At 45.7% G+C, this 15,492-nt stretch carries 12 protein-coding genes and 1 pseudogene; 9 read left to right on the top strand and 4 right to left on the bottom strand.

Annotation, left to right across the window (positions count from 1 at the left end; genetic code table 11):
• Positions 1-15: 15 nt before the first annotated feature.
• Together F3J22_RS30470 and rlmN are read right to left on the bottom strand one after the other, a co-directional pair.
• Positions 16-1,620, bottom strand: a complete 1,605-nt coding sequence (locus F3J22_RS30470) for a pseudouridine synthase (RefSeq protein ID WP_167013307.1) — start codon at positions 1,618-1,620, stop codon at positions 16-18.
• A gap of 67 nt (positions 1,621-1,687) precedes the next feature.
• A complete protein-coding gene (gene rlmN, locus F3J22_RS00725; protein WP_167013306.1) occupies positions 1,688-2,731 on the bottom strand; it encodes a 23S rRNA (adenine(2503)-C(2))-methyltransferase RlmN in 1,044 nt (347 codons plus the stop codon).
• Between the two features lie 269 nt (positions 2,732-3,000).
• Between rlmN and F3J22_RS00720 the strand changes: the two genes are divergently transcribed.
• The gene (locus F3J22_RS00720) at positions 3,001-4,200 is read left to right on the top strand and encodes an acetyl-CoA C-acyltransferase (protein ID WP_167013305.1); all 1,200 of its coding nucleotides are present in this window, start codon (positions 3,001-3,003) and stop codon (positions 4,198-4,200) included.
• A gap of 207 nt (positions 4,201-4,407) precedes the next feature.
• Here F3J22_RS00720 and F3J22_RS00715 read toward each other — a convergent pair whose 3' ends face one another.
• Complete coding sequence (locus tag F3J22_RS00715) at positions 4,408-4,989, bottom strand: RNA polymerase sigma factor (RefSeq protein WP_370459396.1); 582 nt, start codon at positions 4,987-4,989, stop codon at positions 4,408-4,410.
• 329 nt (positions 4,990-5,318) lie between these two features.
• Here F3J22_RS00715 and uvrA point away from each other — a divergent pair, with 329 nt between their 5' ends.
• Both uvrA and F3J22_RS00705 read left to right on the top strand, forming a co-directional pair.
• Entirely contained in the window at positions 5,319-8,135 is a 2,817-nt protein-coding gene (gene uvrA, locus F3J22_RS00710; protein WP_167013301.1) for an excinuclease ABC subunit UvrA, read from the top strand.
• 112 nt (positions 8,136-8,247) lie between these two features.
• The gene (locus tag F3J22_RS00705) at positions 8,248-8,601 is read left to right on the top strand and encodes a DUF6717 family protein (RefSeq protein WP_167013299.1); all 354 of its coding nucleotides are present in this window, start codon (positions 8,248-8,250) and stop codon (positions 8,599-8,601) included.
• Positions 8,602-8,673: 72 nt separating this feature from the next.
• Here the strand turns inward: F3J22_RS00705 and F3J22_RS00700 are convergent, their stop codons facing one another.
• Positions 8,674-9,117, bottom strand: coding sequence for a DUF4293 domain-containing protein (locus F3J22_RS00700; protein WP_167013297.1), 444 nt, complete (start codon positions 9,115-9,117; stop codon positions 8,674-8,676).
• A 146-nt stretch (positions 9,118-9,263) separates the two neighbouring features.
• Here F3J22_RS00700 and F3J22_RS30770 point away from each other — a divergent pair.
• From F3J22_RS30770 to sucD, 6 genes and pseudogenes are all read left to right on the top strand, one after another.
• Positions 9,264-10,490 (top strand): annotated as a pseudogene (locus tag F3J22_RS30770) (malic enzyme-like NAD(P)-binding protein); the annotation flags it as partial.
• Positions 10,473-11,582: a phosphate acyltransferase gene (locus F3J22_RS30765; RefSeq protein WP_370459416.1), complete on the top strand. Its 1,110-nt coding sequence runs from the start codon at positions 10,473-10,475 to the stop codon at positions 11,580-11,582. The pseudogene F3J22_RS30770 and the gene F3J22_RS30765, both read left to right, overlap by 18 nt.
• Before the next feature lie 117 nt (positions 11,583-11,699).
• Positions 11,700-12,731, top strand: a complete 1,032-nt coding sequence (locus F3J22_RS00690; protein WP_167013292.1) for a hypothetical protein — start codon at positions 11,700-11,702, stop codon at positions 12,729-12,731.
• A gap of 50 nt (positions 12,732-12,781) precedes the next feature.
• Entirely contained in the window at positions 12,782-13,525 is a 744-nt protein-coding gene (locus F3J22_RS00685) for an ABC transporter permease (protein ID WP_167013290.1), read from the top strand.
• A 16-nt stretch (positions 13,526-13,541) separates the two neighbouring features.
• On the top strand, positions 13,542-14,351 hold the full coding sequence (locus tag F3J22_RS00680) for an ABC transporter ATP-binding protein (protein WP_167013288.1): 810 nt from the start codon (positions 13,542-13,544) through the stop codon (positions 14,349-14,351).
• 132 nt (positions 14,352-14,483) lie between these two features.
• Positions 14,484-15,371 carry a succinate--CoA ligase subunit alpha gene (gene sucD / locus F3J22_RS00675; protein ID WP_167013286.1) on the top strand — a complete coding sequence of 296 codons (888 nt, stop codon included), beginning with the start codon at positions 14,484-14,486 and terminating at the stop codon, positions 15,369-15,371.
• Positions 15,372-15,492: the final 121 nt, after the last annotated feature.

Genomic DNA, 15,492 nt, shown 5'->3' with positions numbered 1-15,492 from the left:
ACGAACAGGCAATTATTACTTAAAATGTTTCAGGAGGATTACTTCTTTTTCGCTGAGGAAGCGCCACTGGCCACGGTTCAGCGTCTTTTTGGTAAGTCCTGCATACATTACACGGTCCAGTTTTTCCACACTGTATTCGAGGTGTTCGAAAATACGACGAACGATACGGTTCTTACCGCTGTGGATTTCAATACCAACCTGTTTTTTATCTTTTGGATCTAAATAACCCAGTGCATCTACAGTTGCAAGACCATCTTCCAGGGTCAGACCGGCAACGATTTTTTCAGCATCGCTTTTGGTCAGTGGCTTATCCAGCTCTACCTGGTAGATTTTCTTGATGTTATGGCTTGGGTGCGCCAGTTTCTGTGCCAGTTCGCCATCATTAGTGAGCAGCAACAGGCCGGAGGTGTTACGATCCAGGCGACCTACAGGGTAAACGCGTTCGTTTTCCACTGCATCTTCGATCAGCTCCATCACAGTTTTACGTCCTTCCGGATCATCGGTAGTGGTGATATATCCTTTTGGTTTATTCAGGAGGATGTACACCAGGTTTTTCTGTAAGCTCAGTTTTTTATTCGCCAGTACGATGGTGTCTTTGGCTGTTACTTTGGTAGCAGGCTCAGTGACAGTCATGCCGTTAACGGTAACTTTTCCTTCACGGATATAGTCTACCGCTTTTCTGCGGGAGCAGAGGCCGGAATGGGCGATATATTTATTCAAAGGCATTTCACCAGGGCCGAAACCGCCGGCTTTATTTTCCTTTGCTTCTTTTCTAATCTGTTGTAATTCAGCTGATTCCTCTCTTGGTTGGATAGGTTTTCTACGACGTTCGTGCTTGTCGGTACGGCGTTCGTGTTTATCAGCGAAACGATCGTTGGTACGATCAAAGAATTTTTTGCGGTTGAATCCGCTAGGGGTTTCTCTCGCAGATTTATCGGATTTGAAATCGCCATGGAAGGAGCTTTCATCATCCTTTTTATAGTTATCTGATTTACGGCCGCCTTTGAATGCTGGCTTCTCATCTCTGTCAGCGCGTTTACCAAAAGCAGGTTTCTCGCTTTTATCGAAGCGTTTGCCAAAAGCTGGCTTTTCGTCTCTGTCACGTTTGCCGAATGCAGGTTTCTCGCTTTTATCGAAGCGTTTACCAAAAGCAGGTTTTTCGTCTCTGTCACGTTTGCCGAATGCAGGTTTCTCGCTTTTATCGAAGCGTTTGCCAAAGGCAGGTTTTTCGTCTCTGTCAGTACGTTTACCGAATGCTGGTTTTTCGCTTCTGTCGAAGCGTTTGAAAGCAGGTTTTTCGTCTGCGTTTCTGTCGCTGCGTTTGCCAAACCTTGGTTTATCTTCAGGTTTGTCGGCATTGAATTCGCGTTTACGGAAAGGTGCTTTGCCTTCGTCGTTTTTCTCAAAACGTTTACGTTCAGGTTTGGCGTCTCCGTCTTTTGCGTCGAAGCTACGTTTACGGAAAGAGGAAGTATTTTCGTCTTTTGCGGATGCTCTTCCAGGCCTTTCACCATCGAAGGAAGAGCGGTTGCGGTTGCCTGCTGCCGGCTTTTCTGATTTACCGGATTTATTTTCTTTGAAAGGAGAAAAACCTTTACTAGCAGGTAATTTTTTCTTCATAAATTTTTATTGATTGAGGACCATCGGGTAGATGGTCAGCGTATTTGCAAATATTGAATCTCTGAGATTAACCTTTGTTGGCGAGCTGGCCACAGGCGGCGTCGATGTCTTTACCCCGGCTGCGTCTCAACCTTGCATTCACACGGTTTTTCGCGAGATATTCCATGAACTGTTCTGCTTTGAGGGCATCTGGTTTCTGGAACTTTGCATTATCGATCGGATTGTATTCGATGATATTTACGAGGTCGGCAGGAACCTGACGATAAATTTTAATCAGTTCGTCAGCGTCCTCTTTGCTATCGTTGAAGTTATCGAAGAGGATATATTCGAATGAAATTTCGTTGCCGGTAGCTTTATAGAAATAGTTCAGCGCGTCTATCAGCTCTTGCAGACTGTTGGAGTCGTTGATAGGCATGATTTCGCTGCGTTTTTTATCATTTGCTGCGTGCAGGCTCAGGGCCAGATTGAATCTTACTTTATCGTCTCCCAGCTGACGGATCATTTTGGCCACGCCGGCAGTTGAAACGGTGATACGTTTCGGCGACATGCCCATTCCTTCAGGGGAAGTGATTTTTTCGATAGCCTGGAGTACGTTTTTGTAGTTCAGCAGCGGTTCGCCCATACCCATGAATACGATATTCGTGAGTTTTTTGCCATAGGCATCCATTGCCTGCTGGTTAATCAGGGCTACTTCATCGTAGATCTCGTCAAAGTCGAGGTTACGTTTACGTGCCATATAACCGGTGGCGCAGAACTTACAGCTGAGGCTGCAACCTACCTGTGAAGATACGCAGGCTGTCTGGCGGCTGTCTGTAGGAATAAGTACCCCTTCTACGAGGTGACTGTCATGCAGGCGGAAGCGGCTTTTAATAGTACCGTCGTTACTGTGCTGGGTAGCATCAACGGCTACGGCAGGCAGCGTAAAGTTTTCTTCCAGTTTACTCCGCAGGTCTTTGGAGAGGTTGGTCATTGCTTCAAAGCTGGCGGCATGGCGAAGCCATAGCCATTCGTACACTTGCTTGGCACGAAATGCTTTTTCCCCAATGGATCCAAAATATTCTTGTAGTTGTGGCAGACTAAAATGCCGGATATTTTTCTTGTCAGACTTCATTATTGACCTTTAAATAAGCAATTGGCTGCCTTACGGCAGTCGGAAATTAGCTGCAAAGGTACTGAAATTCATTGATAATAAGCGTTGTGGCCCCTAAGTGGACTATATGTGTAGAAGGCTGAAACCCAGTTAAATAGGAAAAATATAAGGAAGAGCTTGTTTTTGAAAGGGAAAGGATCGGATGGATATATTATTGGCAGAGTTAATAGAAATAGTTTACTTGCGGAAAGAGGTTACCTTTTACTTACCAAAACAACTGTTTTATCAACATGCAATCTGCCTATATCGTTGATGCGGTTCGGACCCCCATAGGTCGTCATGGTGGCGCATTAAGCAGTATCCGCCCGGATGATATGCTGGCCCATCTGATTAAGAAAATCCTGGAGAGAAATTCCACTGTAGATCCCGCTGTTATTGAAGACGTTATTGCCGGTGCTGCCAACCAGGCCGGGGAAGACAACCGTAATGTGGCGCGTATGGCGGCATTGCTGGCCGGGCTGCCTGTTACCGTGGGAGGCAATACGGTCAACCGTCTGTGCGCATCTGGTTTACAGGCTATTATGGATGCTTCCAGGGCCATCATGTGTGGTGAAGGGGATATTTATCTGGCTGGTGGCACAGAAAGTATGACCCGTGCTCCTTTTGTGATGCCTAAAGCGGAAACGCCTTTCCAGCGTGCCGCGGAGATTTATGATACCACATTGGGCTGGCGTTTTACCAATAAAGCCCTGTCGGCCCTGTATTATCCATATTCGATGGGAGAAACTGCGGAGAATGTGGCCCGGCAGTGGAAGATCAGCCGGGAGGACCAGGATATTTTTGCCCTGGGGAGTCAGCGTAGATATGCTGCTGCTGCACAGGCGGGCAAGTGGGGAGATGAGATCATCCCTATTGCGGCACCGGTGGCTAAAGGAGATCCTGTTATAGTGAGTAAGGATGAGCATCCGAGGGAGACCACACTGGATAAGCTTTTTTCCTTGAAGCCAGCCTTTGCCAAAGATGGCACTGTGACGGCGGGGAATTCATCCGGTATAAACGATGGGGCAGCGTTGTTGCTGATTGTATCAGAAAAGGCCTTGAAGACCTTCAATCTGAAACCTATGGCCAGAGTGGTGTCTATGGGTGTGGCGGGCGTAGATCCTTCCATTATGGGGATTGGCCCGGTGCCGGCTACACGAAAAGCCTTGCAGCGTGCAGGTTTGACCGTTAATGACCTGAGTCTTGCCGAGTTGAATGAGGCTTTCGCTTCGCAGACGCTGGCGTGTATGCGTGACCTTCACCTGAACGACGAGCTGGTAAATGTGAATGGCGGATCTATTGCGATTGGTCATCCGCTGGGAGCCAGTGGCGCGCGTATTACAACCACTTTGCTGCATGAAATGAAGCGCAGGCCGGAAACCCGGTATGGGCTGGCAACCATGTGTATTGGGGTGGGGCAGGGCGCTGCTATTATTTATGAACGATTGTAATTAGAGATATTTGGGTAGATACCCATTTATTGTTTGTTTTAGGATGGATGCCTTCGGCATCCATCCTAAAACCTTGATAGTGCTCCGCCTCCGGCGGAGCACTATCAAGGCAATGCAGGTATCTACCTGAAAAAGCATAAAAAAACGAGCGGTCGGACATGACGTCCGGCCGCCCGCTGATGGCAAGCAAAAAAGGGTCTATTAATATTACAGACAGATTTGTTTCTCCGTCATCATTTTACGGAGGTTTATCAGACCATACCGCATACGACCCAACGCCGTATTGATACTTACCTGGGTAAGGTCTGCAATTTCCTTGAAGCTCAGTTCTGCATAATGACGCAGGATGATTACTTCCCTTTGTTCTTCAGGAAGCAGGTCCAGCATACGTCTTACACGATCATGGCTTTGTCTGGTGATGATTTTTTCTTCAGCACAGCTGTCGCTGAAGCCGAGTACATCGAAGATATCTTTATCGTCGCCGGTTTTGATCATCGGCGTACGTTTGATTTTGCGGAAATGATCTACACAGAGATTGTGAGCAATACGCATTGCCCAGGGCAGGAATTTTCCTTTTTCAGTGTAACGCTCGGCACGGATGGTGTCGATGATTTTGATGAAGGTATCCTGGAAGATATCCTCTGCCAGATAAGCATCTTTTACCAGTAGCAGAATAGAGGTATACACCTTGTCTTTATGACGGTGTACCAGTTCTTCTAATGCCGATGTGTGGCCTTTCTTAAAAAGGGTAATTAATTGCTCATCGCACAATTTGTACATTATTTGCATAAACTTCTACAACTAGACGGGTTAGTAAATGAGTGTACAGACTTTACAGCCTCTTCTTGGTTGTTTATTTTTTTTAGAGTAGAGTTTATGCGATAGTGTGCAGTTTTAGAGTGTTCAGGAATTTTCAGAGGTACCAGAATATATCAATACCAACACAAATATAATAGAATAGTTCAATAAAACAAATAATTAAAAATTCTTCCTATTGCCCGTGAATATTACGTTACAGCAGATTCCTTCCCAATAGATTGACTATCGGATTTGCTAATGGAAATCATTAAAAATGCTAATTACTTTAGTAACATCTTTTACCTTAAATTTGTTGCAGAATGGGTACAAAAGTTAAAAAACAGGGAACCGCTGTTAATCCTCAGGAAGTTAGCCCTCAGGACAGCATTTTCATAAAAGGCGCCAGGGTACACAATCTAAAGAATGTGAGTGTCTCGATCCCCCGCAGCAAATTGGTAGTGGTTACCGGTGTTTCAGGCTCCGGTAAATCTTCACTGACAATGGATACGCTATATGCGGAGGGCCAACGCCGTTATGCAGAGAGTCTGAGCGCATACGCCAGGCAATTTCTCATGCGTATGAACAAGCCGGATGTAGACTACATCAAGGGAATCTGCCCGGCAATAGCTATCGAACAAAAGGTAATTACCCGAACACCACGATCTACTGTCGGGTCTATGACCGAAATATATGATTATCTCCGCCTCCTCTACGGACGTGTGGGCAGAACCTATTCTCCCGTCTCCGGAAGAGAAGTGAAGAAAAATGAAGTCAGCGACGTGGTCGACTTCATCATAAAACTTCCTGCCGGCGCTAAAGTATTGCTGCTGGCTCCTTTCCGCCGTCATGCGAAGCGCGACGTAAAAGAGGAACTCAATATCCTCATGCAGAAAGGTTTCTCCCGCTTATACCAGCCCGGTGAAGATGGTAAAGGCCTGCTACGTATCGAAGAGCTCCTGGAACAGAAAAAAATATCGGTGCCCAAAGATGCCTGGGTGCTGATAGACAGACTGGTTGTCAAGGATTTTGACGACGACGACAAACATCGTATCGCCGACTCCGTGCAAACCTGCTTTTACGAAAGTGAAGGAGAATGTTATGTAGAAGTAGACGGGGGAGAGATGAAACATTTCTCTAACCGGTTCGAGCTGGATGGTATGCAGTTCGAAGAACCGGTACCTAACCTGTTTTCTTTCAACAATCCATATGGTGCCTGCCCAACCTGCGAAGGCTTCGGACAGGTGTTAGGCATCGATGCCGACCTGGTTATTCCTGACAAACGCCTGAGCGTATACGAAGGTGCCATAGCGCCGTGGAGAGGGGAAAAAATGGGTGAATACAAGGAAGCGCTCATCAAAGCGGCCCGCAAATTCAATTTCCCGGTACATAAACCTATCGTTGACCTGACGGATGAACAATATAACCTGCTGTGGACAGGGAACGAATTCTTCTACGGACTGAATGAGTTCTTCAAAATGGTAGAACAGAACCTCTACAAAGTACAATACCGTGTATTGCAGTCGAGGTACAGAGGTCGTACTACCTGCCCTACCTGTAATGGTGGCCGTCTTCGCCAGGAAGCACTGTACATCAGGATTGGCGGTAAGAATATCGCTGACCTGGTAGATATGCCGGTATCTGATCTTTATGGATGGTTTACAGGACTGGAGCTGAATGAATTTGACCAGGCAATTGCAAAACGTATACTCATTGAGGTGGATCACCGCCTGAAAACATTGCTGGACGTAGGGTTAGGATACCTTACCCTCAATCGTGTGGCCAATACATTATCCGGCGGTGAAAGTCAGCGTATCCAGCTGACCCGCTCCCTGGGAAGTAACCTGACCAATTCCATGTATATTCTTGATGAGCCCAGCATTGGGCTGCATGCACGCGATACCGCACGACTGATCGGGGTATTGAAAGAATTGCGTGATCTGGGAAATACTGTAGTGGTGGTAGAACATGATGAAATGATGATGGAAGAAGCCGACTATATCATCGATATGGGGCCACTGGCAAGTCATCTGGGAGGTGAAGTGATTTTTGCAGGTACATATAAAGAGATCCTGGAAGATCCTAAAAGTCTGACAGGTAAATATCTCAACGGAAATTATACGATTGATCCTCCTGCCAAGCTGCGTAAATGGAAGAAAGCCATTACCATTGAAGGAGCGAAGCAACATAACCTGAAGAATATCACTGTAGATTTTCCTTTGAATGTATTCACCGTGGTAAGTGGTGTTTCCGGTTCCGGCAAAACCACGCTGGTAAAGCAGATCCTTTACCCTGCACTGATGAAGCTCAAAGGCGAATTTGCTGATAAGGTAGGTAGTCATCGTGCACTGTCAGGTGCGGTAGATGATATCACACAGATTGAAATGATCGATCAGAATCCGATTGGTAAGTCGTCCCGTTCCAACCCGGTGACTTATATCAAGGCCTATGACGAGATCCGTGACCTGTATTCGAAGCAGCCGTTAAGTAAGATGCGTGGTTTTCAACCGAAACATTTCTCATTCAACGTTGATGGTGGCCGTTGTGATGCATGTAAAGGAGAAGGGGAAGTAATTGTAGAAATGCAGTTTCTGGCAGATGTACACCTTACCTGCGAGAGCTGTAACGGAAAGCGTTTCAAAGATGAAGTGCTGGAAGTAACCTACAAGGGCAAGAATATCTACGAAGTGCTGGAAATGGGTGTGGACGAGGCGTTGGAGTTCTTTAAAGATGAAAAGGATGTGGTAAATAAAATCCGTCCGTTGAGTGATGTAGGGCTGGGATATGTGAAGCTGGGTCAAAGCAGTGATACCTTATCGGGTGGTGAAGCACAGCGTGTGAAACTGGCCTCCTTCCTTGGAAAAGGAAAAGCGCAGGGACATATCCTGTTTATCTTCGATGAGCCTACCACTGGTCTGCATTTCCATGATATCAAAAAGCTGCTGGCCTCCTTTAATGCACTGATTGATCAGGGGCATACCGTGCTGGTGATTGAGCACAACCTGGATGTAATCAAGAGTGCCGACTGGGTAATAGATTTAGGCCCTGAAGGTGGTGCTGGTGGCGGAAACCTGCTGTATGCAGGGCAGCCGGAAGGATTAAAAAAAGTAAAAGGAAGTTATACAGGACAATATCTGTAAATCATCTTGCAAAAATAGTAAAGACAAAGGCTGCACCTGCGGGTAGTAGCCTTTGTTGTTATATAAATTAAACAATAGCAGTCATTTTTCCCCACCCCCTAAAAACCTATATATGACAGGTAATTACAGATTTTACAAAACCCCTGAAGACAAATGGTTTATTGATATCCCCGAATGGACCAAAGATATTGCCGAGCTGCAAATGGTTTTAGGTGCAGACGATATGCTGGATGTGGCCAGTGGTAATACTTCCGAATGTTTCCTGAAAATCAGTGACGAACCATTTGAAGGTGCTGATGAAGCTACGCTGATAGAGAATCTGCAGGATTCTATTGGTGGCGGCAACTATCTGATGGAAAATTTCAGAGGAACAACCGTGAACCAGCAGATGTGGCTTTGTGAGGTAACCGAATATGTTTTTGGTTATCTGCCGAAGGCGATTTATGTGGCAATAACAGCTGCTTAATACATTGATAATTAAAAAGATAAAGCCGGCTTTACAGGGTAGAGCCGGCTTTACTTTTATAATGAGTTATAATTATCTCAGGCGATCGAGTGATTTGATCAGTTTCTCATCTTTATAAATGCCTCTGGCAGCGAGAAACAGCAGTACAACCATGAGGATAGGGAGGAAGGAAGCGATCTGGTAAGATGCGCTGGCGATTGTTTTACCGCTTTTTCTCAGGAATTCGGCCTCTTTTCCTACCAGATAGTATTGATAACCAATGCCTACGCAGGTTAAAAGGATGTCTACTACTGTCAGGCGAAATTGCAGTTTCCTCTTTTTAAATAAAAAAATAGAAGCGAACGCTATCAGCACGATGATGATATAGAGCACATACATCAAATAATTATTAGATGCATTTACGACAGAGACCTCTGTAGAACCAGCTATGGTGGCTTTCCACAGGTTACTGCATAGTACGCCTACGCCTGCTCCGGCGGCTAATAACAAATAAAGACTCTGGATGCGTTGTATCATGATATTTGCGAATGTTTAACGGTGTAAAAGTAAGTAAATTTAACTGTTATTTAAGAGGAGATCTAAAGGGGTAACAGCTATTTATCAATGGTCGTAGTGCAATACTTCGTATATTTGACGCCCAACAACAACAATCTAAACTTGATATGGCTAAAAAACTGAACAAGCAGGATGCATTAGACTATCATGCAAAAGGCAGGCCGGGCAAAATTGAAGTAGTACCTACGAAGAATACGAAATCACAATGGGATCTCTCCCTCGCATACTCTCCAGGTGTAGCTGAACCTTGTAAGGAGATTTACAACGATGTAGAAAACGCATACAAATACACTGCAAAAGGTAATCTGGTTGGTGTTATCAGTAATGGTACCGCCGTACTGGGATTGGGTGATATTGGGCCGGAAGCGAGTAAGCCGGTGATGGAAGGTAAAGGTGTATTATTCAAAATCTTTGCTGACATTGATGTTTTTGATATTGAATTAAATGCGAAAGATCCGGACAGTTTTGTAGCTGCCGTAAAAGCGCTGGAACCAACCTTCGGTGGTATTAACCTGGAAGATATTAAGAGTCCTGAGTGCTTTGAGATTGAAGAAAGACTGCGTAAAGAGCTGAAGATACCTGTAATGCACGACGACCAGCATGGTACGGCGATCATTTCAAGTGCTGCATTGCTCAATGGTCTTGAACTCGTTAAAAAGAAAATTGAGAAAGTTAAGATCGTAGTTAACGGTGCTGGCGCCGCTGCTATGGCCTGCGTTCGCCTCTATTTAGCATTGGGTGCGAAGCTGGAAAACTTCATCTTATTTGATAAAGACGGTGTGCTGAATACAGAGCGTAAAGATCTGGGCCCGATGCACATGCAGTTTGCTACCAAATCAAAAGTAAAAACACTGGCAGAAGCGATGAAGGATGCGGATGTATTCCTGGGTCTTTCTGTTGGTAACGTGGTGACGCCAGAGATGATCAAGAGCATGGGTAAAAACCCTATCGTGATGGCTATGGCAAACCCTGATCCTGAAATTGCCTATGATACCGCTGTGGCAGCACGTCCGGACGTAATCATGGCAACAGGCCGTTCCGATTATCCTAACCAGGTTAACAACGTATTGGGCTTCCCTTATATCTTCCGTGGCGCCCTGGACGTAAGAGCTACTGAAATCAACGAGGAAATGAAACTCGCTGCCGTAAGAGCCCTGGCTGAACTGGCAAAAACACCGGTACCGGATATCGTAAACCTCGCCTATAACGAGAAAAATATCTTCTTCGGTCCTAAATATATCATTCCGAAACCACTGGACCCACGTTTGCTGAGCACAGTAGCGCCTGCAGTGGCAAAAGCGGCTATGGACAGCGGTGTGGCACATCACCATATTACTGACTGGGAAGCATATAAAGTAGAGCTGAATGGCCGGCTGGGACTCGACAACCAGCTGTTCCGTGTAATCGGTACCAAAGCGCGTCGTGATCCAAGGAAAGTTGTATTTGCAGAAGCAGACAACATTAAAGTACTGAAAGCTGCACAGGTTGTAAATGACGAAGGAATTGCCTTCCCTATCCTGTTGGGTAATGAAGCGAAAATCCGTAGTCTGGCTAAGGAACATGCCATCGAAATTGACGATATCCAGATCATCGATCCTAAGAGCGATGAGATGCAGGAAAAACGTCATCAGTTTGGTGAGCTGTTCTTCGAAAAGCGCAAGCGTAAAGGCTTTAACATGTACGAAGCGAAGAAAGTTATGCGTGAACGTAACTACTTCGGTTGTATGATGGTGGAAACCGGCGAAGCAGATGCGCTGATTTCTGGTCTGACCCGTAAATATCCTGATACCATCCGTCCTGCATTACAGGTGATCGGAATGGAAGAAGGTGTGAATAAAGTAGCAGGTATGTATATCATCCAGACCAAGCGTGGACCGCTGTTCCTGGCTGATACAACCGTAAACTTCAATCCTACCGCGGAAGAACTGGCTGATATTACGGAAATGGTGGCTAAAGAAGTACAACACTTCAACATCACCCCACGTATCGCTATGCTTTCTTACTCTAACTTTGGTTCCAGCCCTACCCCTGAGGCGCAGCTGGTGGCTAAAGCCCGCGATATCGTTAAGAAGCGTAATCCTTCGCTGATTGTAGATGGTGAAATCCAGGCTGCAATGGCATTTAACAAAGAAATCCTCCAGGATAACTATCCATTTACCGAGCTGTTGGAAGGAGAAGTGAACACACTCATCTTCCCTAACCTGACTGCTGGTAACGTGGCTTATAACCTGTTACAGGAAGTTGCCGGCTTCGACGCTATCGGTCCGGTATTGTTAGGTATGAAAAAACCTGTACACATTCTGCAACTGGGTAGTACCGTTCGTCAGATCGTGAACATGGTAAACATCGCCGTAGTGGACGCACAGGAAAAATGCTGCCGCGAAAGCATGGCTGCCGACAAGTCTAAAGACAAAAAGAAGAAATAGTCTACGCCACTATTAATAGCTGCCATCAGCGTGAAGGTATCGGCCTCGGGGTCCTTATCTTCGCGCTGATGGCTTTTTAGCGTATGCCGTCCCGCTATTTTGTGCTATATTTAGCACATGCAAGAGATTTCCAGGAAGAAGATATTTTTCCCGATAAACCAGGCCTTCCGCAATTACCTGAAGTTGTATGAGCGGGAGATCAAACTGCCTATCTCTTATCAGGAGCTGTTGTATTATGAATCTTCTATTCCGGTGTATGACAAGGAGGGGAGAGATTCGTTGTGGGAAACGGTGTTGTACCCGCAAAGCATGGTAGGATCTATACATGCGGGGCTGAAAAGGATATATTCCATATTAAAAGCCGGCGGTGACCAGGCAGCCGAAGAACATTTGCATATAGAGCGTATAGATTTTTGCACATTCGGTAATTCCCATCCTTTCAGGGTAAAGATTGTCAACAATTACAACGAGGTATACGATTATTTTTATATCAAGATAGCCGATGCTTCCCGTATCTATGGCCTTGAGCTGGAACATATTCTTTCTCCCTACTGGATGAATTTCCTGATAGATGGCAATACGTTGGTAGAAGAACATATTGCCGGTGTTCCGGGAGATCAGTTTATCCTGCATTACCTGAACAGACCAGAGTTTAACCCGAAGCGTATCGCCAAGGAGTTTGTAAAATTCAACGAGCGTTGTTTTGTGCGACTACTGGGAGATATGCGTTCCTATAATTTTGTATTTGATATTACCCCTGATTTTGATGATGTACAGTTTCGTATCCGGGCGATAGACTTCGACCAGCAGTTTTATGAAGGCAAGCGAACCCTTTATATGCCGCAGTTTTTTAAGGAGAACCGTGTGTTTGTTGATCTGGCTATCAAGCACTTGAACGCAGAAGTGGTGAAGCAGTACCAGCAGGAAGAGCGGGCTTTGATGGCCAGGCGTATTGTAGTACAACGGCACCGGATAAAAGACCTCCGCGATGTTATCATGACAGACAGGGTATCTTTTCCTGAAAAAATTCATCAGCTGGGTGAGGAACTGGCGCAGTATTATCATGACCCTGTTTTTGCCAGATGTAAGTCCATGGGGGAAATTGTGGAGCGTAGCCTGAAAAGACTATTGGTGAGCAGCCTGAAATAGGCAGGAATTTCAGGTGTCATTGTTAAAATCCTTCCTATCTTTGGCCGGTTATGGAGTTCAAATTCTTCTATCATTTCGGAAACTATCTATTGATGCTGAAAGGCTGTTTCTCCCGTCCGGAGAACATGCGGATGTACTGGAAGCAGTTTATGCAGCAATGTGTAGATATTGGCGTAGGGTCGTTGGGGATAGTATTTATCATTTCATTATTTATTGGGGGCGTGGCTACGCTCCAAACGGCTTATCAGCTGGTAAGTCCGATCATTCCTAAAAGCACGATTGCACAGGTAGTACGGGATACGATTATCCTGGAATTTGCCCCAACGCTTACCAGTATTGTACTGGCGGGTGTGGTAGGTTCCAAGATTGCCTCGGAGCTGGGTAATATGAGGGTTTCCGAGCAGATTGATGCCCTGGAAATCATGGGTATTAATACCAAAGGCTACCTGATTTTGCCTAAAATCCTTGCTGCCGTATTGATGGTGCCGGTATTGGTGGCCATTTCCGGTTTCCTGGGTGTATGGGGAGGTAAGGAAGCGGGTGTATTATCCGGTATTATTTCCGCAGAACAGTTTATGCAGGGGCTGAGACAGGAATTCAAGGCCTACAACGTATTTTTTGCGTTGGCGAAGTCATATACCTTCGGATTTATTATTGCCAGTGTATCCGCTTACTATGGGTATAATGTGCGTGGTGGGGCGCTGGAGATCGGTAAAGCCAGTACTACGGCCGTAGTGGTGAGCTGTGTGTTGGTATTGTTCATGGACTATGCCCTCACGGCGATATTACTGTAAGCTATTTCGAGAAATCATGATTCAACTGCAAGACATAAAAAAGAGCTTTGGCGACAAGGAGATATTGAAAGGCGTTTCGGCTACAATGGAATCCGGTAAGGTTAACCTTATTATCGGGTCCAGTGGTAGCGGTAAGACGGTGATGATGAAGTGCATGGTAGGGTTGATAGAAGTTGATCAGGGCAGGATAATGTATGGCGACAAGGACTTTACCAACATGGATATCCATGAGCGTAAGATCATACGTCAGGAGATAGGCATGCTGTTTCAGGGGTCTGCTTTGTTTGACAGTATGACAGTAGAACAGAATGTAATGTTTCCCCTGGAGATGTTCGGAACAGGTAGTTACAGAGATAAGAAAAAGCGTGTAGCAGAGTGTCTGGAGCGTGTGGCGCTGAAAGATGCCGCTAAAAAATTCCCGGCGGAGATCTCCGGAGGGATGAAAAAAAGGGTAGGGATTGCCCGCGCCATTGTGCTGAACCCGAAATACCTTTTCTGTGATGAGCCTAACTCAGGGCTCGATCCACAGACTTCCCTGGTGATAGACCAGCTGATCAAGGAGCTGACGGCTGAATACAATATTACCACCGTTATCAACACCCATGACATGAATACCGTAATGGAAAGTGGGGATAACATTGTATATATGTACCAGGGGAAAAAGCAGTGGGAAGGCTCGAATAAAGATATTGTATTCAGCAAGGACCAGCTGTTGAATGATTTTATATTTGCGTCCGACTTCCTCCGGGAGGCGAAGGAAATGCGTCAGAAAGACCTTATCGATCGGGGAGAATGGAAGGACAAGGGGCAGGAGCCGAAAAAATAGCTGGTAATTAACAGTGTTTAGTTCTCAGCTTTATCCGAAAGGTGCTAAATTGCAGAATTGTTCAAATCAGCTTATTTTTGCGTCACCAGACGAAATAAGATATTAAAATAATAAACCAATAAAACAAGCGCGATGAGTGTTTTAGTTAATAAGGATAGCAAGGTGATTGTGCAAGGGTTTACCGGTACAGAAGGTACATTCCATGCCACACAGATGATTGAATACGGAACCAATGTAGTTGGTGGTGTTACCCCTAACAAAGGCGGTACTACCCACCTGGAGCGCCCGGTATTTAATACCGTAGCGGATGCTGTTAAAGCAACCGGCGCCAATGTATCTATCATTTTTGTGCCACCGGCTTTTGCTGCTGATGCAATCATGGAAGCTACCGAAGCTGGTATTGCCCTGGTGGTATGTATCACAGAAGGTATTCCGGTTCAGGACATGGTGAAAGCTAAAAACTTCCTGCAGGGAACCAACACCCGCCTCATCGGCCCTAACTGCCCTGGCGTTATCACCGCTGAAGAAGCTAAAGTAGGTATCATGCCTGGCTTTATCTTCAAAAAAGGTAAAATCGGTATCGTTTCTAAATCCGGTACCCTGACTTACGAAGCTGCTGATCAGGTTGTTAAAGCTGGTCTGGGTGTTTCTACAGCTATCGGTATCGGTGGCGACCCAATCATCGGTACCCCAACCAAAGATGCGGTTGAGCTGCTGATGAACGATCCTGAAACTGAAGGTATCATCATGATCGGTGAAATCGGTGGTAGCATGGAAGCTGAAGCTGCACGCTGGATCGCAGAACACGGTACTAAACCAGTAGTTGGTTTCATCGCTGGCCAGACTGCTCCTCCGGGCCGTCGTATGGGTCACGCAGGTGCTATCATCGGTGGTGCTGAAGATACTGCTGCTGCTAAAATGAAAATTATGGCTGAATGTGGCGTTCACGTAGTGGAAAGCCCGGCTAATATCGGTAAAACGATGGCTGAAGTCCTGAGCAAAAAAGGCGCTCTGGCTTAATTTTTTTCAGTCTGACAATACTTTAGAAAGGTGGAAAGTGAATGGGGCATACCCTTTGCTTTTCACCTTTCGCTTTTAATACCCCGGCCCCAGCTGGACCTAATCTGAAAATCTTTTTTTC

Source organism: Chitinophaga sp. Cy-1792 (assembly GCF_011752935.1).
Classification (GTDB): Bacteria; Bacteroidota; Bacteroidia; order Chitinophagales; family Chitinophagaceae; genus Chitinophaga.
The sequence above is the reverse complement of the archived record's forward strand: the minus strand, read 5'-3'. Positions and strand labels throughout refer to the sequence as shown.